This window comes from Terriglobales bacterium (assembly GCA_035651655.1).
Taxonomy (GTDB): domain Bacteria; phylum Acidobacteriota; class Terriglobia; order Terriglobales; family Acidobacteriaceae; genus DASRFG01.
This window is the reverse complement of record DASRFG010000025.1, coordinates 97,389-118,325: the sequence shown is the minus strand read 5'-3', so window position 1 is coordinate 118,325 and position 20,937 is coordinate 97,389. Positions and strand designations below refer to the sequence as shown.

The 20,937-nt window shown below is 60.8% G+C and carries 17 protein-coding genes; 7 read left to right on the top strand and 10 right to left on the bottom strand.

Annotated elements, in window-relative coordinates; translation table 11 throughout:
• Positions 1–2: 2 nt before the first annotated feature.
• The 6 genes from VFA76_12640 to VFA76_12615 form a co-directional block, all read right to left on the bottom strand.
• A complete protein-coding gene (locus VFA76_12640) occupies positions 3–773 on the bottom strand; it encodes a uroporphyrinogen-III synthase (GenBank protein HZR32686.1) in 771 nt (256 codons plus the stop codon).
• A gap of 82 nt (positions 774–855) precedes the next feature.
• Complete coding sequence (gene hemC, locus VFA76_12635; GenBank protein HZR32685.1) at positions 856–1,791, bottom strand: hydroxymethylbilane synthase; 936 nt, start codon at positions 1,789–1,791, stop codon at positions 856–858.
• A complete protein-coding gene (gene hemA / locus VFA76_12630) occupies positions 1,792–3,114 on the bottom strand; it encodes a glutamyl-tRNA reductase (protein ID HZR32684.1) in 1,323 nt (440 codons plus the stop codon).
• Complete coding sequence (gene ccsA / locus VFA76_12625) at positions 3,111–3,899, bottom strand: cytochrome c biogenesis protein CcsA (GenBank protein ID HZR32683.1); 789 nt, start codon at positions 3,897–3,899, stop codon at positions 3,111–3,113. The genes hemA and ccsA overlap by 4 nt, the downstream gene beginning before the upstream one ends.
• A gap of 523 nt (positions 3,900–4,422) precedes the next feature.
• Positions 4,423–4,797, bottom strand: a complete 375-nt coding sequence (locus VFA76_12620; protein ID HZR32682.1) for a hypothetical protein — start codon at positions 4,795–4,797, stop codon at positions 4,423–4,425.
• Positions 4,798–4,802: 5 nt separating this feature from the next.
• A complete protein-coding gene (locus VFA76_12615; GenBank protein ID HZR32681.1) occupies positions 4,803–5,795 on the bottom strand; it encodes a hypothetical protein in 993 nt (330 codons plus the stop codon).
• Between the two features lie 116 nt (positions 5,796–5,911).
• Here VFA76_12615 and mutS point away from each other — a divergent pair, with 116 nt between their 5' ends.
• The 7 genes from mutS (at position 5,912) to VFA76_12580 (ending at position 16,109) form a co-directional block, all read left to right on the top strand.
• Entirely contained in the window at positions 5,912–8,587 is a 2,676-nt protein-coding gene (mutS, locus tag VFA76_12610; protein ID HZR32680.1) for a DNA mismatch repair protein MutS, read from the top strand.
• Between the two features lie 59 nt (positions 8,588–8,646).
• Complete coding sequence (gene nagZ, locus VFA76_12605) at positions 8,647–9,768, top strand: beta-N-acetylhexosaminidase (GenBank protein HZR32679.1); 1,122 nt, start codon at positions 8,647–8,649, stop codon at positions 9,766–9,768.
• Positions 9,765–10,961 carry an anhydro-N-acetylmuramic acid kinase gene (locus tag VFA76_12600; GenBank protein ID HZR32678.1) on the top strand — a complete coding sequence of 399 codons (1,197 nt, stop codon included), beginning with the start codon at positions 9,765–9,767 and terminating at the stop codon, positions 10,959–10,961. The genes nagZ and VFA76_12600 overlap by 4 nt, the downstream gene beginning before the upstream one ends.
• A 118-nt stretch (positions 10,962–11,079) precedes the next feature.
• On the top strand, positions 11,080–12,600 hold the full coding sequence (locus VFA76_12595) for an ABC transporter substrate-binding protein (GenBank protein HZR32677.1): 1,521 nt from the start codon (positions 11,080–11,082) through the stop codon (positions 12,598–12,600).
• Between the two features lie 68 nt (positions 12,601–12,668).
• Complete coding sequence (locus VFA76_12590) at positions 12,669–13,460, top strand: TIGR00282 family metallophosphoesterase (GenBank protein ID HZR32676.1); 792 nt, start codon at positions 12,669–12,671, stop codon at positions 13,458–13,460.
• A 24-nt stretch (positions 13,461–13,484) separates the two neighbouring features.
• Complete coding sequence (locus VFA76_12585; GenBank protein HZR32675.1) at positions 13,485–14,198, top strand: HAD hydrolase-like protein; 714 nt, start codon at positions 13,485–13,487, stop codon at positions 14,196–14,198.
• A gap of 90 nt (positions 14,199–14,288) precedes the next feature.
• Positions 14,289–16,109 (top strand): hypothetical protein, encoded by a 1,821-nt coding sequence (locus VFA76_12580; GenBank protein HZR32674.1) that lies wholly within the window; start codon positions 14,289–14,291, stop codon positions 16,107–16,109.
• 21 nt (positions 16,110–16,130) lie between these two features.
• Here VFA76_12580 and VFA76_12575 read toward each other — a convergent pair whose 3' ends face one another.
• The 4 genes from VFA76_12575 to VFA76_12560 all read right to left on the bottom strand — a co-directional run bounded on the left by VFA76_12575 (position 16,131) and on the right by VFA76_12560 (position 20,917).
• Positions 16,131–17,045, bottom strand: a complete 915-nt coding sequence (locus tag VFA76_12575; GenBank protein HZR32673.1) for a thioredoxin domain-containing protein — start codon at positions 17,043–17,045, stop codon at positions 16,131–16,133.
• Between the two features lie 12 nt (positions 17,046–17,057).
• On the bottom strand, positions 17,058–18,698 hold the full coding sequence (locus VFA76_12570) for an NAD+ synthase (protein ID HZR32672.1): 1,641 nt from the start codon (positions 18,696–18,698) through the stop codon (positions 17,058–17,060).
• 81 nt (positions 18,699–18,779) lie between these two features.
• Entirely contained in the window at positions 18,780–19,748 is a 969-nt protein-coding gene (locus VFA76_12565; protein HZR32671.1) for a carbohydrate kinase family protein, read from the bottom strand.
• A 41-nt stretch (positions 19,749–19,789) separates the two neighbouring features.
• Complete coding sequence (locus VFA76_12560) at positions 19,790–20,917, bottom strand: nucleoside hydrolase (protein HZR32670.1); 1,128 nt, start codon at positions 20,915–20,917, stop codon at positions 19,790–19,792.
• Positions 20,918–20,937: the final 20 nt, after the last annotated feature.

The following is a 20,937-nucleotide window of genomic DNA, read 5'->3' as shown; positions in this document are numbered from 1 at the left end:
CACTAGGATGCGGCTATCGCCTTGACCAGTCCTTGCATCGTGAACTCGCGGGCCTCGATGTCTACACGCAGGCCGAGATCGCGCAGAGTAGCGGAGGTGACGGGACCGATGGAGGCGAGCTTTATTCCATCCAAGACGGACCGGTTCGCTCGGGCGCCGAGCAGGGCCAGAAAATTCCTGGCAGTGGAGGAACTGGTGAAGGTGATCACGTGCGGGGCGTGGGCGGGATCTGCCAGGACTCTTTTGAGTTCAGCGGCAGATTTCTTGGGGGCGATGGTTTCGTAGGCCTCGACGACGTCAACTTTTGCACCGGCCTCGCGTAGCCGCCGGGGGATCACATCGCGAGCAACTTTGGCCCGCACCAGCAGGGCTCGTTTGCCGCGAACTTTTGCGCGCAGGCTGCGCACCACGGATTCAGCGACATATTCTTGCGGCACAACTGTCACTTTCAGCCCCTGCTGCTCGATCGCGGCCCTGGTCGCCGGGCCGATGGCGGCAATCTGCAACTCTCGTATCTGCTGCGGCGCAATGGCAAGCTGTTCCAGCCTTGTAAATAGAGCCTTCACACCGTTGACGCTGGTGAGGATGAGCCAGTCGTATTGTTGGATTCGGCGCAGAGCGTTGTCGAGTTTTTGAAAGGAACGCGGCGGCCGAATTTCGATGAATGGAATTTCCAGGACTTCCGCGCCTAAAGCCCGCAGTTTGGATGAGAGCTCACTGGCCTGCTCGCGAGCCCGGCTGACAAGAATTCGGCGGCCGTGCAGATGGTTCATTTTAAGACCTACGTCTCTCGCTACGCTCGGGATGACACTCACAAGCAGGTCCTTCGCTGGCGCTCCAGAAGACAAAGTTGGGTCACGGTTGTTGCGGGGTCGCGGCGGCCAAGCCGTAAATTTCCTGCAGGATGGCGTCGGCCCCTGCGCGCAAAAGCGCCTGCGCGACGGCGTCGCCCAGTTTCTCGGCGTCACTTCCGGTCTGCGCCTCGCGAAGAATGCGGGAGCCATCCGGCCGCGCGACCACGGCACGGAGGAGCAATTGCTTACCGCGCATCTCCGCCAGGGCCCCAATGGGAACCTGGCATCCGCCGCCGAGTCGTCGCAGCAGCGCCCGTTCACAAGAGGTTGTGGCGCGGGCAGCGGGGTCATCCAGGAAGACGAGATGTTCGCGCACGGCAGCGTCTCCGGCGCGGACCTCGATGGCCAGCGCGCCCTGCCCGGCCGCCGGACACATCACCTCGGCGGAGAATATTTCGCGCAACATCCCGGTGTGGGCCAGCCGCCGCAAGCCTGCGGCGGCAAGAATAATGGCGTCGTATTCGCTGAATTGCAGCTTGCGCAAGCGAGTGTCAACGTTGCCGCGCAGAGGACGAACCTCGAGATCGCGGCGCAAAGCCCTGACTTGCGCCTCACGACGCAGGCTGCTGGTGCCCACGCGAGCATTTTTGGGCAAGTCCGCGAAGCGGTTGAACTTCTGGGAGACGAACGCGTCGTGGGGGTCCTCGCGAGGAGTGATTGCCGCCAGCTCAAATCCTGGCAGCAAATCTGTGGGCAGGTCTTTCAGGCTGTGCACCGCCAGGTCCACTCGGCCTTCCACCAACGCTTGTTCGATCTCCTTGGTGAACATGCCCTTGGTGCCCACTTTCACCAGGGGAATCTCGATGACTTTGTCGCCGGTAGTATGGATGACCTCGATCTCAACCTGATGCCCGCGCTGGCGCAGCTGGTCGGCGACATGGTTGGCCTGCCAGAGCGCGAGCTGCGAGCCGCGCGACCCGATGCGCAGCGTCGCCATTCAGGAATCCGTCCCTGATCGTTTGCTGGTTTCCGACCTGCTCGCCGCGGTGGCGCGGGCCTGACTCTCTTCCTGCAGATTAAACAGCTTTCGTACCAACTCGATGAGGGTGGTCGCCTGCGGGTCGCGGGCGGCGGTTTTCAGAGCGCTGATGGGAGTGTGCAGGACTTTGTTGACGATGCCGCGAGTGAGGGTCTCGATGGCCATCTCCTGTTCCGGGCTGAGCGGGCCGAGCCGTCCGCGGACGCGGTCAATCTCTGCCTGCCGGATGGTCTCGAGATGATCATGCAAAGAAACGATGGTGGGAACCACATCAACGGTCTTCAGGCGCGCCTGGAAACGCTCGACTTCGGCATCGACGATGGCTTCGGCGCGCTCGGCCTCTTTGCGCCGGTCGGCGACATGCGAGGCTACGGCCGACTGCAGATCGTCAATGTCATAAACGAAGATGCCGTCGAGTTTGTTGATTTCGGGGTCCACGTCCCGAGGCACGGCGATATCAATAAAGAACATCGGCCGGTTGCGGCGGCGCATGAGGAAGAGCTCGCCATGCTCGCGGCGGAAGATGGCGTGGGGCGCGCCGGTAGAGGTGATGACGATGTCAGCGCGATCCGCGGTCTCATAGAGTTGCTCAAAAAGCATCACCTGCCCGCCGAACTTGGCTGCCAGCTCCTGGGCGTGCTGGTAGGTGCGGTTGGCGACGAAGATGCTGGCAGCGCCGTGCGCCACCAGGTGTCGCGCCGCCAGTTCGCTCATCTTGCCGGCGCCCACCAGATAAACTGCGCGCCCGTGCAGCGAGCCGAAGATTTTTTTTGCCAGCTCCACGGCGACCGAGGCCACTGAAACCGCCGACGAGCCCACGGCAGTTTCGCTGCGCACGCGCTTGGCAACCGCAAAGGAGCGCGTCAGCAGCGCATCCAGATGCGAGTGAATGGCGCCCACCGCCCGGGCCATGGCATAGGCTTCCTTCACTTGGCCGAGGATCTGCGGCTCGCCCACCACCATGGAATCCAGACTGGAAGCTACGCGGAAGAGATGGCGAATGGCCTCACCTTCGCGGAGTTCGTAAAGGTGGCTGGCATAAACCGCAGGATCAAGCTCAAAGAATTCGCGCAGGAAGGCACGCAAGTCGGTGCTGCCGTTTTTGGCGCTGACCAGCAGCTCGACACGATTGCAGGTGGAAAGGACCAGGCCCTCTTCGACGCCGGGAGAGTGGGCGAGCCGCCGCATGGCCTCCGGCAGTCGTGATTCGGGAACAGCCAGCCGCTCCCGTACCTCCACCGGTGCGGTGTTGTGGTTGACGCCGAGCAGAAGGAAGCTCATGGCGAGACGAACCCATGCACCGCGCTGAAGTAATTTGCTGCCCAGGCAATCACGGCGGCGGCAAAGGCGCAGGTGGCGAGATAGGCGGCGCGGCGGCCGCGCCATCCGGAACTCCAGCGGGTATAGAGCAGGACCACGTACACCGCCCACATCAGAAGGGACAGAACAATTTTGGGATCGTGGAAATACATGGCGCCATATTTCGATTGGGCGACCACGGAGCCCGCCATCAGGCCCAAGGTCATAAACGGGAATCCCAGAAGCAGCGAGCGATAGCCGATCTCGTCGATGGTCTGCAGGGCCGGCAGACGCCCCAGGATGCCGCTGGGCTGCTTGGCCTTGAGGGTGCGCTCCTGAATCAGATAGAGCAGGCTGGCGGCAAAACTGAGGAAGAGCGCGGCGTAGCCAATAAAGATAAGTGCGATGTGGAGGAAGATCCAGCCGCTGCGCACGAACGGGGTGGAGAGCAGGATCTCCTGCTGGCTCATGGCCGCGGCAAAGGTGAGGAGGAACACCAGGGGAAAGACCACAATTCCGGGTGTGCTGGTGCGGTAGCGGGCGTAGACGATCATGAAGAACAGAATGATGACAAAGGCCAACAGCGACTCGGAATTGTGCAGCGATGCCAAGGTGAGCTGGCGCTCGAGGAGGGCGGTCTCGGTGAGGGAGACGAAGTGGAAGACCATGCCGAGCGCCACGGCGGGCAGCGCGAGGCGAGCCAGCAGGTCGCTGCGCCGGGTCAGCAGAAGGAGCGCGTACACCATTCCCATGGCGTAGAAAACCACCGCTACTCGCAACCAGAGAAGAGGCATACCAGGAGCCGCACGTCCAAGCCCGCCTATTTGAGTCACGGGCAGGTGTCTCTATTTTTGTGCAGTAGCGATTATATTCTGCCCGCCCAGGGGAAACGAGAGTTTAAGCAGCCTCAGGTGCTGGGAAGGTCGGTTTCAGGACTGCGGCAGGGTTGGATAGTACGGGAGAGAGGACTATCATAGGTTCCAGCTGTAGCATCCTATCTGACATGCTGGCCTTGAACTGGAAGCCGTTAACCAGGGTGGTGAAGTCCCGCCTTCTGCTGGACACCAGCCGGGACCTGCTGACTGTCTCCCGACAGCTCATTCAGACCTCCCGTGGCAGGCGTGTCGCCGGCGAGATAGCGTGGGCTCGCCATCTCGCGCGCGCCTGCGCAGCGAGCAAGAAAAGTTAAGACCGTCCGCTGGGCTCAAGGCGGTGTGCAAGTCAAAAGGTCCATTCGTTAGCGCTTCGAGTTTTCAGTCAGCGCTCTCACAGGAATGACAAAAGAAGGTTTCATTCCAGGCGCAAGTCTGCCAGCAGCTCGTCGATGTTCGTGGCGTCCACGGACAAGCGACGGCTATCTTTTTTCAAGTTTTCGATCTCGTCGAAGCCGCGCAGCAGGCGCATCTTGGCGGCGGCGTATTGCTCGGTGTCGCTTAAATTGCGGCCGTGGGCGGCACGCCAGGATTCGAGGGCAGCGTCGCGCAGGAAAATGCTCACCGCGTAAGTGGTCTTGCGATCGGGAGTGACGTCGAAGATGTATTCCGTGGCGGGCGCTTCGGGAGCATCGGCCAGAGCGGGACGCTTGCCGACAAAGTAGTACTGGTAAACGTATCCCATCTGCCCGGTGTAGGTCTTCATGCGGCGAGGGTTGCCGATGGAGTTCATTGAAGTCAGGCTCCCGCAGAAGCTTCGCGCAGGCGCTGGGCGGCGGTTTCCGAGCTCAGCGGGCTGTAATACACCTCTTTGAAGGTGTAGGACTTGGCCTTGCTGGCGATGATGGGCATGATCTCGATGTGCCAGTGGTAGTCCTCGTCGATGGTCTTCCAATACTCCAAGCTGCTGGACTCATGCAAACTATTGGGCGATGTGTGCAGGACCAGATGGAAGTCCTCGGTGATGGAGCGAATGCGGTCCAAGGTCCGGCGCAAGAGGGTGGCAAGATCGAGCAACGCCCCTGGCCGAACCAGGGCCGCGCGCTCGAAGGCGGCTTCGTGGAAGCGGGGCACGATCCAGGTTTCATAGGGAACACGCGGGGCGTAAGGACAAAGAGCGGTGTAGTCGCCGCGAGTTTCGATGATGCGCACCCCTTGCCGCTCCTCCTGCGCCAGGATGTCGCAGAAGACGCAACGCTCTTTTTGGCCGTAATAGTCGCGGCTGGCGCGCAGCTCGTAGAGCACACGGCGGGGAACGAAGGTGGTGCCGGTGAGTTGCGAGGTGGGGTGCTCGAACTCCTGGCCGGCAACATTGCCGTAATCCTTGAAGATGCTGACGTATTTGAAACGCTGGTCGCGTTTTAGGTCCTGGATGCGTTGTCCGGCCAGGACCAGGAAGCGCTCGATTTCGGCATCGCTGGCCCGCCACAAATGGCGATCATGACGAACGTTCTCCACTAGCACCTCATGGGCCCCCACCGAAGACATGCGGTCGTAGATGCCCTCTCCGCGCCGTTGCGGATCTCCCTCCACCCGGTAGAGCGGCGCGGGATGCACCACGGCGCGCGCCGACCAGGGGCCGCCGTCGAGTGAAGGCATGGAGGAAACTACTTGCGGCTGCGAGGGCGCATCGGGACAGAAGCGGCAGAAGCGCTCCTCGCGGCGGGGCGCATCGGGAGCGTCTCCGGTGATCACCCAGGAGCGAGTGATGGGGTCCTTGCGCAGTTCCATGCACTGTAGGAAACCACCGCCGCGAGCTAGAGTCAACCGCGGGGTTGGCAGCTACCAAAGTGTGGCGAGTTCCCACAGCTGGCTTTGTTATAATCCGGCCACCTACTCCGGTGCAGATGACCGAGCCTTCCACGCCGTTGATGCGGCAGTACACCGCCATAAAAAAAGAGCACCCGCAGGCGTTGCTTTTCTTCCGGCTGGGCGATTTTTACGAGCTGTTCTTCGAAGACGCCGTTGTGGCGGCCCGCGAGCTGCAGATCACGCTGACGGCGCGCAATAAGGAAAAGGGCAATGCGGTGCCCATGTGCGGTGTGCCTTACCACAGCGCCGAGGGGTACATCTCCAAGCTGATCCGCAAGGGCTTCAAGGTAGCAATTTGCGACCAGATGGAAGACGCGCGCCTGGCCAAAAAGCTAGTACGGCGCGAGGTGACGCGGGTGGTCACGCCGGGAACGGCGGCCGATTCGTCACTTGGTTCCGAAGAAAACAATTTTCTGGCCGCGCTGGCCAAGGTGGGGAATGCGGTGGGTTTTGCCGCGCTCGACCTCTCAACCGGCGAGTTCCGGGCAACCGAGTTTCAGGGCGCCGACGCCGAGCGCCGCATCCGGGACGAGCTGCAGCAGTTGCGCCCGCGCGAGCTGCTGTTTGGGTCCTCGGCGCCGCTGTTTGAGGTGTCGCCAGTCAGGAATGGAAACCCTCAAGCGCGGCAAAAGACTGCGCCCGCTTCTCTGCCCCGCATGGCGGGCGATGGCATCGTCAGCTGGGCGGAGACGCCGCTGGATGACTGGATCTTCGCGCCCGATCATGCCATTCCGTTAGTAGAAAATCATTTTGGAGTGCTCTCGCTCGAGGGCTTTGGCCTGGCCGGGAAGCCGGCGGCGGCGACCGCGGCAGGCGCCATCCTGCACTACGCCCGCAGCACCCAGCGCGGCACGCTCGACCACATTGATCGCATCGGGTTTTATGAGCGCCAGAATTGCCTGGTGCTGGACGCGGTGACGGTGCGCAACCTGGAGCTGACGGAGCCGTTGTTCGCGGGCGCGGCGGATGGCGTAACTCTGTTCCGCGCCGTGGATGCGACGGTCACGCCCATGGGCAAGCGCCTGCTGCGCGCCTGGATGCTACGGCCCTCGGTTGATGTATCCGAGATCAATGGCCGGCTGGACGCCGTGGAAGCCGCGGTGAAGGACACGGTCGCCCGGGAAGACATGCGCCGGGCGCTGCAGGGAATTCTCGACCTGGAGCGACTGTTGAGCCGGGTGACCCTTGAAACCGCAAACCCGCGCGACGTGCTGGCGTTGGCTGCGTCGCTGGCGAAAATTCCGGCGGTGAAGGCGGCGCTGGGACAGCTCTCGGCGGAGCGGCTGCGCAGCCTACATGCGGCTTTGGATGAACTGGCGAACCTGCGGCACCGCATTGATACCACCATCGTGCCCGAGCCGCCGCTGAGCTTTGCCGATGGCGGCGTGATTCGCAGCGGTGTGGACGCCGCGCTCGACGAGTTGCGCGACCTGAGCCGCAACAGCAAGCAATATCTGGCGCAGGTGGAGCAGCGCGAGCGGCAGCGCACGGGAATCGCTTCCTTAAAGGTAAAGTTTAACTCTGTCTTCGGCTACTACCTGGAGATTTCGAAGGCCAACCAGCACCTGGCGCCGCAGGACTACGAGCGCAAACAGACGCTGGTGAATGCCGAGCGTTTCACCACGCCCGAGCTGAAAGAGTACGAAGCCAAGATCCTCGACGCCCAGGAAAAGATCGTCGAGATCGAGCGACGGCTGTTTACCGAGCTGCGGGGGGCCATCGCCACCGAGGCGCGACGGATTCGGCAAACCGCGCTGGCCATTGCCGAGGCCGACCTGCTGGCTGCTTTCGCGCATGTGGCCGCGGTGCGGAACTATTGCCGGCCGAAGTTTGACGATGGCGGCGACATTGAGATTGTCGAAGGTCGCCACCCGGTGATCGAGCAGCCTGAGCTGACTACGAGCAGCGAGCGCTTTATAGCCAACGATCTGTATCTCAACCCGACCACGGACACCATCCTCATCCTCACCGGGCCCAACATGGGCGGCAAGTCAACCTACCTGCGGCAGGCGGCGCTGATCGTGATCCTGGCGCAGATGGGATCGTTTGTGCCGGCGCGGGCGGCACGGCTGGGCGTAATTGACCGGGTATTTACCCGCATCGGCGCCAGCGACAACCTAGCCCGCGGGCGCTCGACGTTTATGGTGGAGATGACGGAAACCGCCGCCATCCTGCACACCGCGACGCCACGTTCGTTGGTGCTGCTCGATGAGGTCGGTCGCGGCACGGCGACTTACGATGGATTGGCCATTGCCTGGGCGGCCATTGAATATTTGCAAGCGCGAACCCGGGCAAAGACCCTCTTCGCGACCCACTACCACGAGCTGACCGAGCTGGCGGAAAAGCTCTCGGGCGTGAAGAACTATCACGTTTCCGTGAAGGAAACCGGCGGCGGGATTGTCTTCCTGCGCAAGGTTGAGCCGGGACCGGCTGACCGCAGCTACGGAATCGAGGTCGCCAAGTTGGCGGGATTGCCGCTGGAGGTGATCCATCGGGCGCGGGAAGTATTGGCGGAGCACGAGAGCGCAGAGCATCGGCTCACGGGCGAGCTGGCAGGGGATGAGGCCGCGCGATCCACGGTGCAGCTCACCATGTTCACGCCGCTCTCGGAAAAAATCCTGGAGCAGCTGCGGGCCGCCGACCTGGATCGGCTGACGCCCCTCGAAGCCATGAATCTGCTGGCGGAGCTGAAGAAGCAGGTGGCTGGTTGAAGATCTTTCCCTTCCAATCGGCGTTCTCGCCAGCTCGGCGCTGAGCAGGTTTTGATCTGATGGCGAAAACCACCGATCTCCGCGCTGCGGCGGGCCAAACCCTCATCATGGGCTTTTCGGGCGCGCAGATGTCGTCGAGCCTGCGCGGCCTGCTGCGCGAGATCCAGCCCGCTGGCGTGATCCTGTTTGCCCATAATATTCAGACTCCACAACAGACCTGGGAACTCTTGGACGATTGCGCGGCGCAGGTTTCGACACCGCTCCTCGCCTGCGTGGACATGGAGGGCGGCAAGGTGGACCGCTTGCGCAACGCGCTGGCGCCGTCACCTTCGGCCGCCGATGTGTTTGCTACCGGCGACAAGAAACTATTTCGCAAGCACGGGCAAATTATCGGGGAGGCGGTAAGCGCCTTTGGGTTTAATACGGATTTTGCCCCGGTGGTGGACCTGGCCTTTGAGGCTTCGCGGTCGGCATTGGCGTCGCGGGCGGTTTCGGCCGATCCGAAGCAGGTCATCACCTATGCACGTGAGTTTCTGGCCGGGCTGCGAAAGGCTCGCGTTCTGAGCTGCGGGAAGCATTTCCCCGGCCTGGGTGAAGGCACGCTGGACAGTCACTACGACCAGCCGGTAATCGAGAAAAGTTGGAAGAAATTGTGGGCGGAGGACTTGCTGCCTTACCGCAAACTCAGAAGCGACTTCCCTCTTGTGATTGTCGGACATGCTGCGTATCCGGCGATAACGCGAGACCACACGCCAGCATCGCTCTCCAAAAAACTCATTGGTGAGGTGTTGCGAAAAAAGATCGGGTATCGAGGGCTGGTGCTTTCCGACGATCTCGACATGGGCGGGGCGCTGGCGGGACGCTCGGTCGCGGAGGCAGCGGTGGCCAGTCTGCGCGCCGGGTGCGATATTTTTCTTCTCTGCCAGAAACAAGAAAACGTGCTGCCCGCCTGGGAGGCAGTGGTGCGGGAGACGGAGCGCGACCGCAAGTTCGCCAAGCAGGTACGCGCCGCCAGCCAGCGGGTGCTGAAGTTCAAGCGCAGGGCCCTGCCGCGCCGCCGGCAAGCGGCGCCTTGGCCGGCGGTGATTGAGCGGCTTGGCCGCGAGCTTTGGGAGCTGGGTGAGCAGGTGCGCATCGAAGGAATTAATCGCCCCGGCAATCGCGGTGAGGAGTCGGCGTGATCGTCGCCGGGGTGATGAGCGGCACATCCGCCGATGGCATCAACGTGGCGGTTTTGCGGGTCGGCGATTCTGGCGGCAGCCAGCAGAGTCTTCCGAAATTTGAGCTGCTGGCTCACGCCGAGTATCCCTTTCCGCGCCCGGTGAGGCAGAAAATTCTGGCCACCATGAACGCCGAGCAGGCGAGCGTCGCCGACCTGGCGCGGCTTAATTTTCTTCTGGGTGAGCTTTACGCGGAGGGGGTGCGCAATACACTGGAAAAACTCAACCGGGGCACCGTTAAAGTAATACTTGAACTTGTGGGCTGCCATGGGCAGACGCTCTATCACCAGGGCGAGCCGGCGGTCTTCCTCGGCCGGAAAGTGAGCACTACCTGGCAGACGGGCGAGGCGGCGATCATCGCTGCCCGCCTGGGTGTGCCGGTGGTGTCCGATTTTCGGCCGGCCGACATGGCCGCCGGGGGCAAGGGCGCGCCGCTGGTTCCCTTTCTCGATTATTTGCTGTACCGCGATGCGCGGGCAGGCCGTATCGTGCAAAACATCGGCGGCATCGCCAATCTGAGCGCGCTTCCGGCGGCCGCCACTCCTGAGCAGGTGATTGCCTTCGATACCGGGCCGGGGAACATGGTGATGGACGCGGTCGTCTCAAAACTTTTCGGCAAGAATTACGACCGCGATGGCCGCATCGCCGCTGGCGGAAGGGTTATGGAGAAGGTGGTCACTTCCCTGTTGCGGCAGCCGTTCTTCCTAAGGCAGCCGCCGAAGACCGCGGGACGCGAGGAATTCGGCCGCGAGTTCGTGCGCGATTTTCTGCGGCGCTGCGGAAAGGCCCCGAAGCAGGATGTTGTGGCCACGGCCACCGCGCTGACCTCGCGCTCGATTACGCAGGCGATCCGCGATTTTGTGCTGCGTGGAGCGCGCCCGGGGGGCTCAAACTCGGGAGCCTTCCGCGATTTCATCGTCTCTGGGGGCGGCGCCCGCAATCCCACGCTGATGGGCATGCTCGGCGACAAACTCAAGCCGCTGGGTTTGAAGGTGCGCCGGACTGATGAGTTTGGATTACCCGCCGAAGCCAAGGAGGCCGCGGCCTTTGCGCTGCTCGCCTACCAGACCTGGCGGCGGCTGCCCTCGAACATTCCCTCAGCCACAGGCGCGAAGCGTCCGGCAATCCTGGGCAAGGTTTCTTATGCCGGCTAACTTCAGCCGCACCGCGCACCCGATTGTCATCCCAGGCGAGGATCGACTGCTCCATCACACTGTCATCCCGAGCGAGGGCCGACTGAAAAGTCGAGGCCCGAGCCGAGGGAGCTTGGTTTTGCAATTCACCCCTCGCTTGCTTTTCCTTCTCTCCCTCCTCCTCGCCACACTCTCCTGCACACATGGCCCCGATCCCAACACGCTGGTGATGATCATCGAGAGCAGCCCCACGAACCTTGATCCGCGCGTTGGCCTGGACGCACAATCGGAGCGCATCGGCGGCCTGATCTTCGACGACCTGCTCACCCGGGACGAGCACATGAACGTGCAGCCCTGGCTGGCGGAGCGCTGGGAGATGCCGGATGCGCTCACCTACGTTTTTCATCTCCACCACGGCGTGCGCTTTCACGATGGCCGCCCGCTCACGTCGCGCGATGTGAAGTGGACCTTCGACTCGCTGCTCCAAGGCAAGATTCGCAGCACCAAGTCTGCCGCCTATCGTTTTGTTGACCGGGTGGAAGCGCCTGACGATTACACGGTTGTATTTCATTTAAAAGAGCCGTTCGCGACCCTGCCGTGGAACGTATCAGGGGGTGCGATCGGCATCGTGCCCTATGGCAGCGGACCGGAGATTGCGCTCCATCCCATCGGTTCGGGGCCGTATCGCTTTGTTTCGGCGCAACTGGACAAGGAAGTCATCATCGAACGCAACGACGATTACTGGGGCGCAAAGGCGAGGCTGAAGCGCGTGCGCTTCGCGGTGGTGCCGGACACCACCACGCGCGCTCTCGAACTGCGCAAGGGGAGCGCCGACCTTGCCATCAACGCGCTCACCTCTGACATGATCGTGGCCATACGCCGCGACCGGTCGCTCGAAATCCTGGACGGTCCGGGAACGATTTACGCCTACCTGGCGTTCAACGCCCGCGATCCCATTGTGAAGGACGCACGCGTGCGCCAGGCAATCGCTTACTCGATAGATCGCCGGCCGTTCATGCACTACCTGTGGCGAGATCTGGCGCGCCCTGCCAAAAGTCCGCTTCCGCCAGAGAGCTGGGCTTACGATCCCAGCCTCCCCGATTACGCATACGACCCCGAGCGAGCGCGGCGGTTGCTCGATGAGGCGGGATATCCGGCGACCAAAGGAGTGCGTTTTCACCTGACCATGAAGACCTCAACCGAGGAGAGCACGCGCCTGATTGCAGCCGTGCTGCAACAGCAATTGCGCGAGATCGGCATCGCGCTCGACATCCGGACCTTCGAGTTCGCAACCTTCTTCTCAGATGTGACCAAGGGCGCCTTCCAGATGTACTCGCTGCGCTGGATCGGCGGCAATCAGGACCCGGACATCTTCGAATACGTCTTCCATTCCGACAAATTTCCGCCGCATGGCGCCAATCGCAGCTACTACTCGAACCCGCAGGTGGATGCGCTGATTGACCGGGCGCGGCGCGAATCCGACCAGCAGCGGCGCAAGCACCTCTACCGCCGCATCCAGCAAATTCTGGCCAACGACTTGCCCTACATCAATCTCTGGTATTTGGACAACGTGCTGGTGCACACGCGACGGGTCAGGAATCTGGAGCTGAATCCGGCGGGCAATTACGACTTTCTGCGCAGTGCGGAATTGGCGAACTGAGTACCTCAGCCAGGCACGCGACGGTGCGTGTTACCATCGAAAGTTGGTTGAAGCTGGAGCTTCGCGCCGTGCGCATCCTCTTTATTGGCGATATTTTCGGCAAACCGGGACGTACCATCGTCCGCCAGAGGCTTGCCAGTCTGGCCAAGGAGAAGCGCGCCGATCTGATCATCGCCAACGGCGAGAACGCGGCCGCCGGCTTCGGCATTACTCCGCCGCTGGCGGAGGAGTTGTTCGACTGTGGGATCGAAGTAATCACCACCGGCAACCACGTCTGGGACAAGAAAGAAATCATCGCCTACTACGAGTCGGCGAACGGCAGCGGGCCGGCGCGGCGTCTGCTGCGCCCGGCGAATTATCCCGCGAGCCTGCCAGGGTGGGGAGTTTTTGAGGGTAAGACCCGCCAGGGCGAGGCCTACGCGGTGATGAATCTGCAGGGCCGGGTGTTCATGAGCGCCAATGACGATCCCTTTCGGAAAGCCGACGAATTGCTGTCGCAGATCAAGGCCAAGGTAATCTTTGTGGATTTCCACGCCGAAGCCACCTCGGAAAAAATCGCCCTGGGCTGGTACCTGGATGGAAAGGTTACGGCGTTGGTGGGAACGCATACCCACGTGCCTACCGCGGACGAGCGCATCCTGCCCAAAGGGACGGCGTATCTGACCGACGTGGGAATGACCGGGCCTTTCGACGGCGTCATTGGGGTGCAAAAGGAGCAGATCATCGCGCGTTTTCTGAACAACATGCCGGTGCGCTTTGAACCGGCGACCGGTGATGTGAAGCTCTGCGGAGTGGTGGTGGAGTGCGATGCCGCAACCGGCCGAGCCAGCGCGATTGAGCGGGTGATGATCCGCGAGTAAGCCGGCATTTCCGAAATTGATTTCATGTCTGCGCAGACCAAACCCCTCAGCAGCAACCATTCTTTCCGGTGGATGAGCGCCGACGCCTACCTGTTTGATATTGACGGCACACTGGTCAATTCGCGCGACGGTGTGCACTACAACGCCTTTCACGTTGCGTTGCAGAAGGTGTACGGGCTGACGACAAAAATTGATAGCGTGCCGGTACATGGTAATACCGACCTGGGAATTCTGCGGGCGGTGACTCTGAACGGCGGCATCTCAGAGGCTGATTTTCTAGCCAAGCTGCCGGCGGCGATTGACATTATGTGCGAGGAAGCCAGGCGCAATGCGGGCAAGATGGCGCCACAGGTCTGCCCCTCGGTGGTAGAAATGCTTTTGAGGTTGCAGACCGCAGGAAAATTGCTCGGAGTGGTCTCGGGAAATCTGGAACCCATTGGCTGGTTGAAATTGCAAGCAGCGGAACTACGGCAGTTCTTTGCTTTTGGTTCTTTCAGCGGGCCGAACGAATTGCGGGCCGATATCTTCCGGCAGGGGATTGGCGAGGCCCGGCGGCAATTGGGGGAGGGGGCGCAGGTCTGCATTGTGGGCGACACGCCTTCGGACATCCAAGCGGCCCGCCAACTGCAAGTGCCCGTGATCTCCGTGGCGACGGGCATGTTCAGCCAGGAAGAACTGTTGTCGCATGGCCCTGATACCTGCGTAACCTGCTGCACCGATCTGCTGCAACTGGCGTGAGCTTTGCCGTTCCCTGTTGTATGGAGCCGGAAACAATCCTCTGATTAAAGCGCTGCAATTCGGCCATGGACGGGTAAAATCGGGGTACGAATGAGAATTCTGGTGGCCATTTTAGCCATGGTGGGTGCTGCGGCTGGGGCCGGAGACCTCCCGCCCGCAACTTCCTGCCAACCGGGCGCGGCAAAGTGCTCGCACTCCAAGGATGACCTGAAGCAGGCACGCGAGGCCTTCGAGCGCGGAGTGAAGCTGCGGCGCTCGGGGAAGAATCGGGAGGCGTTCGAATCGTTTGAGCATGCGGCCCGGCTGGTCCCGGAAAACACCGACTATCTGAGCGCGCAGGAGATCACGCGTCAACAAGTTGTGTTTGAGCATTTGCAACGTGGCAACGCGAGTCTTCTGGCGAAAAAACAGGTGGAGGCGCAAGCGGAATTTCGTGCGGCCTCGCAACTCGACCCTAGCAACGAATTTGCCAGGCAACGTATGCGCGACGCGCTGGGCGAGTGGACGCCTGGTGCCAGGCCGGCGCAGACACGCGTCCTCGCCGAGGCGGGTGAGATTCAGGTCCGGCCCCAAGAGGTTGTGGCCGACTTCCACTTTACCGGCGATTCAAGAGAGCTGTTGCAGCAGGTCGTGAAAACCTACGGCCTTACCGCCATAATGGATGAGTCGGTGCAGCCGCGGCGGGTGAAATTCGACGTCACCAACGTGAATTTTTTTACCGCCATGCGGCAGGCCTGCCTGGTGACCAAAACTTTTTGGGCGCCACTCGACGAAAAGCAACTGATGATCGCGGCTGACACGCAACAGAACCATCGGCAATTTGACCGCATGGCGATGCGCACCATTTACATTCCAGCGGTCACCTCACCGCAGCAACTAAATGATGTGGTCAACATGCTGCGCACGCTTTTTGAGGTGCGCTTCGTGAGCCAACAGGTGGCCAGCTCCACCATTACGGTCCGCGCTCCGCAGCAGGTTCTGGAGGCGGCCACCCGGCTGCTCGAAAATCTCGACGAGTCTCGTCCGCAGGTGCTGCTGGATGTGCAATTGTTCGAAGTGAGCCACACCTTCACGCGGAATATGGGAATCAATGCACCGGCACAGTTCAGCATCTTCAATATTCCCGCGGGCGCACTGGCGTTGCTCGGGGGACAGAACATTCAGCAGCTCATCAATCAGCTGATCTCGAGCGGCGGAATCAACCAGGCCGATACCACCAAGCTTTCGGCGCTCTTGGCACAACTTCAGAACCAGCAGAGTAATTCGATTTTTTCTCAGCCCCTGGCCACCTTCGGAGGCGGCAAAACCTTGACGGGAATTTCCATTCCGCAAGTGACCGCCACCCTCTCCTTGAATGAGTCCTGGGCGACCACCCTCGACCACGTGACCCTGCATGCTGCTCAGGGCGATTCTGCGACCTTTCGCGCTGGAACACGGTTTCCGATTTTGAATGCCAGCTTTGCCCCCGTGTTCAATACGCCTGCGATTGCGAACGTAATTCAGAATGGCAGCTTCACCGCGCCCTTCCCGTCCTTTAATTACGAGGACTTGGGGCTAACGTTGAAGGCCAAGCCGGCGATTCACGGCAGTTCCAGTGTGACCCTGAACCTGGAACTTCAGCTGCGGGCACTCGGCGGACAGAGCATTAATGGCGTGCCCATCATCAATACCCGCGAATATAAGGGCATGATCATGGTGAAAAACGGAGAGCCGGCCGTGGTGGCAGGCACAATTTCCAACCAGGAGATCAAGAGCCTGCAAGGCCTACCGTTAGTTGCGCAGGTGCCGGGAATAAACAAGATCACAGGATCGAACCAGAACCAGCAGGACGACAACGAACTGCTGGTGGTGATTACCCCCCACGTGTTGAGCACGCCCACCTCGGAGAGCACCGAGGTGTGGTTGCCGTAGTAAGCCTGATCGGCGGTCGACCTACTTCGCCGGTTTCGCCTGGTAGTCCACCATGCTTTTCAGCAGTTCGTAAGGCACGCCACCGATTCCCATCTTTCGACCGTTGATGAAGAGGGTTGGAGTGCTGTTCACGTCCACTACTTTGCCCAATTGGAGAGACTGCTCCACCCGAGCACGAGCATTGGCGGAGGCGGCGCAGGTGGAGGCGGTTTGGCCATTGGCGCCGGCGGCGGTGGCTGCTGCGGTGAGCTTCTCTTCGGCGTTGGACTCGGTGATGTTCTGCTGATCGTCGTACACCGCCTTTATGAATTTCCAAAAGGCGTCGTTGTTCTGCTGGGCAACGCAGTCGGCGAAGGCCGCGGCTTTGTAGGCCCAGTTGTGCATGGGAAGAGGAAAATTCTGGAAGACAAAACGGACGTTGGGTTCTTCGCTCAGCAACCGGTCAATGGTGGGCTGCGCGTCTTTGCAGTGCGGGCACTGTAGATCGCTGAATTCCACCAGCAGGACGGGAGCGTTCGCCGGACCACGCGCCGGACCGCGGGCAGCTTTTTCCAACTCGGCTCGCGCGGGCGCGAACGGATCGGCGCCGAAAGGGATCATCTCGCCGGTGACGGCATAGTGCTGGCCGGGAGTGACGAAGAAGGTGGCCATCTGCTGCCCTTGCGCGTTGCTCATCAATACCGACACCTCGGCGATGGTAGGGTCGTGCGACGGCCGGATGGAGTCGATCTTCCAGGTGACCGACGGATCATGCCCGAACATGCTTTTCATGAAGGCGTTGACCGTATCTTCCGAAGGCAATGTGCCGGGCGCATCCGCCTTCACCGGAGCGTTAGCCGCAGCGGGATGAGGTTTGGACGGCGCAGGCTTGTGCTGGGCGGCGGCCAGGCTGACGATCAAGATTGTAAGAACCAGATAAGAGCAGTAGCGGTGCATTGATTCCTTTCGTTAATACTCATATTTTGCGGCAATCGGGAAACGACGGCCGATACCGAAGGCCTTCTCGGAAATCTTGATTCCCGGCGCCGCCTGCTGGCGCTTGTACTCGGAGCGATCAATCATGCAGATCACCCGCCGGACCAGCGCCAAATCGAATTTGCGCTCGCGGGCGATCTGTTCCGCTGTCTTCAGGTCTTCAACATAGTCTTCGAGAATGCGATCGAGAACATCGTAGGGCGGTAAAGTGTCGGTATCTTTTTGGTGGGGGCGCAATTCGGCGGAGGGCGGTTTCTCGAAGATGGACTCGGGAATGACAGTACGGCGTGAATTTACGTACTTCGCCAAACGGTATACCAGTATCTTAGGAACATCGGAGATGACTGCCAAGCCACCGGCCATGTCGCCGTAGAGAGTGCAGTAGCCGACTGCGAGCTCCGACTTGTTCCCGGTGCTGAGCACGATGCCGCCAAACTTGTTGGAGAGTGCCATCAGCAGGTTACCGCGGATGCGTGACTGGATGTTCTCTTCCGTCACATCCGGAGGCAGCCCGGCAAAGATCGGATCGAGCGCCTGACGATAGCTGGCGAATAGTCCGCTAATCGGGATGGTCTCAAAACGAATGCCGAGATTATCGGCGAGAGCTTGAGAATCCGCGATGCTGCTCTGGGAAGAATAGGGACTGGGCATGGTCACACCCAGAACGTTCTCCGGACCCAGAGCGTTGACCGCGATCGTGGCAGTGAGTGAGGAATCGATGCCGCCGCTGAGGCCGATGGTGACCCGGTCGAAACCGCACTTGCGGCAGTAATCGCGGGTGCCGAGCACCAGCGCGGCATACACGCTGGCCTCGCCCTCTTCTATTTGCTGGTGCATTTCGCCGGTGAGCGCGTCGGGATCGAAGTAGATCAGGTCTTCCTCAAAGGATTTTCCCTGGGCGACGACGCGGCCGTCGGGAGCGATCACCACACTGGCACCATCGAAGACCAGGCTGTCGTTTCCGCCGACCAGATTGACCATAACGACAGGTACGCGGTTGTTGGTGGCGATGGAGGCGAGCATCTTGCGCCGCAATTCACGTTTGCCCATCCAAAAGGGCGAGGCGGAGATGTTAAGCACGAAATTGCCACCGCCGGTGATCAGCGCCTCGATGGGATCGAAACCATAGAGGCGGCGGTCCCAGAAGTGTTTGTCATTCCATGCGTCTTCGCATATGGTGAGCGCCATTTGTTTGCCGCAAAATTGGAATATTTCTTGTTTCTGCGCGGGAGCGAAGTTGCGCATTTCGTCGAAAACGTCGTAGGTGGGCAGGAGCATTTTCGACTGCACGAGGGCGACCTCACCGTCGCGCAGCAACGCTCCGGAGTTCATCACTCGCTTGCCGGTTTCGGCTTGCGCCGGAGTGGCCACCCCGCAGATGACCGCGATACCGCGTGTCTCTTTGGCAATGCGCTCGAGCGCCTCCTGATTGTGGGCGATGAAATTGGGGCGCTCCACCAGATCGCGCGGCGGGTAGCCGCAAATGGCCAGCTCAGGAAAAAGAATGAGGCCGGCGCCGGCGGCTTGCGCACGCCGAGAAAAATCAATGATCTTCGCGGCATTGCCGCTGAAATCACCGATGGTGGTGTTGATTTGCCCCAGGGCAATCTTCACACTTTAAGTGTAAAGCAGCGGGTGGGCGCGGGACTAGCGTAGCATCACCGCTGCGCTCGGAATGACAACACGAATTTTCTGCTACACCGCCACTGCGCCCTCAGCCCTGGAAGCGACCAGCGCATTGACCTCTCCGAGGCTGGCCATGGCGCGAGCGCCAACTTTGGTGCAGCACAGGGCGGCGCAGGCATTGGCGAACTGACCGACGCGTTCGTGGTCCCAGCCCTGAAGCAGACCATAAGATAGTCCGCCCATAAAGGCGTCACCGGCGCCGGTTGTGTCCACCACCTTGACCTTGAAAGACGGGATGTGGCTGCTGCGATCGCCGGCGGCAACCATGCACCCTTCCGCGCCCATGGTGATGGCCACCAACTTCGGCCCCAAAGCGAGCATCTTTTTTGCGATGCGGTCGTAGTCGGTTTCACCGGTCAGCTCTCGGGCGGCAGCCTTGCAAGGCTTCAGCACGTCAATGGTGCGCAGAATGCCCGTCAGCTCCGCTTCGCTGCCGAGGCCAGACGTGACTACATACGAGGGGGCGACATCGAGATCGAAGATCGTCTTCACTCCGGCGCTGCGGGCCACGCGAATGGCTTCGAGCACGGGCGCCAGCGGCAACTGAGAAGCTTCGGTATGGAAGTGTCGCGAATCGCGGATGTCCTTGGCGAAGCGCGATTGGATATCTTTCGGTGTAATCCTGGCGGTGATATTGGGAAACATATAGATGCAGCGCTCGCCTTCGGAATCTACCGGAATCCAGGTGAGCGAGGAGAGCTCTCCTTTCCGCACTTCGACGCCGGACAAGTCCATACCGTCGTCCTCAAAAGCCTTAGTGATAATGCGGCCGTTTTCGTCGTCGCCGATGAAGCCGATCCAGCCGGTCTTTGCGCCCAAGCGGGCGACCTGCGTGAGGTTGTTGGCGGTGACCCCGCCTGCGTGCACTTCAAGACGGGTAGCGTTGACCTTCTCGTCCGCGCCGATCAGCTTGGGCACGATGGCGAAGAAGTCAACCGTGCAACTGCCAAGCCCGATCACATCCATCTTCGTCGCCATAAATACTCCTTAAAGTAACGCTTTAATAATGAACTGATCTTCTAGCGCCCTGCCCTCGCCGGCGGCGTCGGACGCTTCATCAAATCTATGAACATGGAATAAAACTTATCTTTGTTCAGGTCTTCCTGCACGATGGCTAGTTGCTCGCCCAAACCGGGGTTCTGGCCCTCAGCCCAGCTCAGAGTGTTTCCGTAACTGGCACCGTGGTCAATATCAATGTCCAGGTAGACCTTGCGCTGCTTGGTAATGATCGAAGGATCGAGCCAGGCGGCAGCGGCAAGCTCGTCCCACATGTATTCCTCGTCCGCCCACTTGGCCAGATACTGCGCAGCCGGAGTATTGGCGGCGGCGATCTGCGCGATCATAGGTTTCTTCAGCCGAGTTTTGATAGAAATATCGACCGTCGTGACCGTAATCTTCGGCCAGGGCGCGCGCAGCACCATGTGCGTGGCCTCAGGGTCCCACCAGAAATTAAATTCGCGGCGCGGGTTGCTGGCAAATTCGGCATCTTCGGGCGCGGGATTCAAGCTGCCGCCCATCACTACTAATTCTTTAGCCAGACTGGGAAACTCGTGGTCGAGTGCGATGGCCAGCGCCAGGTTAGTTAAAGGCCCGCCGGCGTAGATGGTGACCTCGTGCGGATATTGGCGAACCATGCGGACCAGGAAGTGAGCGGCATCCTCGTTGGCCGGCTTGGTAGTGGGATTGCCTTCGGGGAGCGTCGGCACCACGAATGGCCCGTGGTAGTCCTGGTTCCAGGCGCCGGTGTAATTCCCCAGCTTGCGTTCGTTCCATGCGCCTTTGTAGGGAACCTTGCCGTACAATTTTTCCCAGCGGGTGATCTCTTCCTTATTGTTGATCAGAGGAAAAATTGCGCCGGGGACAACCGGAATGTCGGTGCGACCGATGATCTCCAACATGCGCAGCGTGTGCGCAACCTCTTCGTCGCGCCACTGGTCGCCACTTACGACGGTGATGCCCAGGGTCTCGACCTCGGGAGATTGGACAAATACGAGGATGGCTTGATGGTCGGTGGTGGCTGGCCCACGACAGTCCTGATCAATGATGACTTTGCGGCGGTTTCCGGCTTGCGGGTAGGCGGTCTGAATAGAAAGTAACAGGGCTGCAGAGATGACGGCGAACCGCAGACATCGGGTAGATACGGGCATTCGTTTTTCCTCAAGTGGCC

What these genes read in the sequence shown, in the direction of transcription:
- hemA (HZR32684.1), bottom strand. Translation starts at nt 3,114, where the DNA reads ATGAGCTTCCTTCTGCTCGGCGTCAACCACAACACCGCACCGGTGGAG.
- VFA76_12565 (HZR32671.1), bottom strand. Translation starts at nt 19,748, where the DNA reads ATGGCGACGAAGATGGATGTGATCGGGCTTGGCAGTTGCACGGTTGAC.
- VFA76_12620 (HZR32682.1), bottom strand. Translation starts at nt 4,797, where the DNA reads ATGAACTCCATCGGCAACCCTCGCCGCATGAAGACCTACACCGGGCAG.
- nagZ (HZR32679.1), top strand. Translation starts at nt 8,647, where the DNA reads ATGGCGAAAACCACCGATCTCCGCGCTGCGGCGGGCCAAACCCTCATC.
- VFA76_12580 (HZR32674.1), top strand. Translation starts at nt 14,289, where the DNA reads ATGAGAATTCTGGTGGCCATTTTAGCCATGGTGGGTGCTGCGGCTGGG.
- VFA76_12615 (HZR32681.1), bottom strand. Translation starts at nt 5,795, where the DNA reads ATGGAACTGCGCAAGGACCCCATCACTCGCTCCTGGGTGATCACCGGA.
- VFA76_12640 (HZR32686.1), bottom strand. Translation starts at nt 773, where the DNA reads ATGAACCATCTGCACGGCCGCCGAATTCTTGTCAGCCGGGCTCGCGAG.
- VFA76_12575 (HZR32673.1), bottom strand. Translation starts at nt 17,045, where the DNA reads ATGCACCGCTACTGCTCTTATCTGGTTCTTACAATCTTGATCGTCAGC.
- mutS (HZR32680.1), top strand. Translation starts at nt 5,912, where the DNA reads ATGACCGAGCCTTCCACGCCGTTGATGCGGCAGTACACCGCCATAAAA.
- VFA76_12585 (HZR32675.1), top strand. Translation starts at nt 13,485, where the DNA reads ATGTCTGCGCAGACCAAACCCCTCAGCAGCAACCATTCTTTCCGGTGG.
- hemC (HZR32685.1), bottom strand. Translation starts at nt 1,791, where the DNA reads ATGGCGACGCTGCGCATCGGGTCGCGCGGCTCGCAGCTCGCGCTCTGG.
- VFA76_12560 (HZR32670.1), bottom strand. Translation starts at nt 20,917, where the DNA reads ATGCCCGTATCTACCCGATGTCTGCGGTTCGCCGTCATCTCTGCAGCC.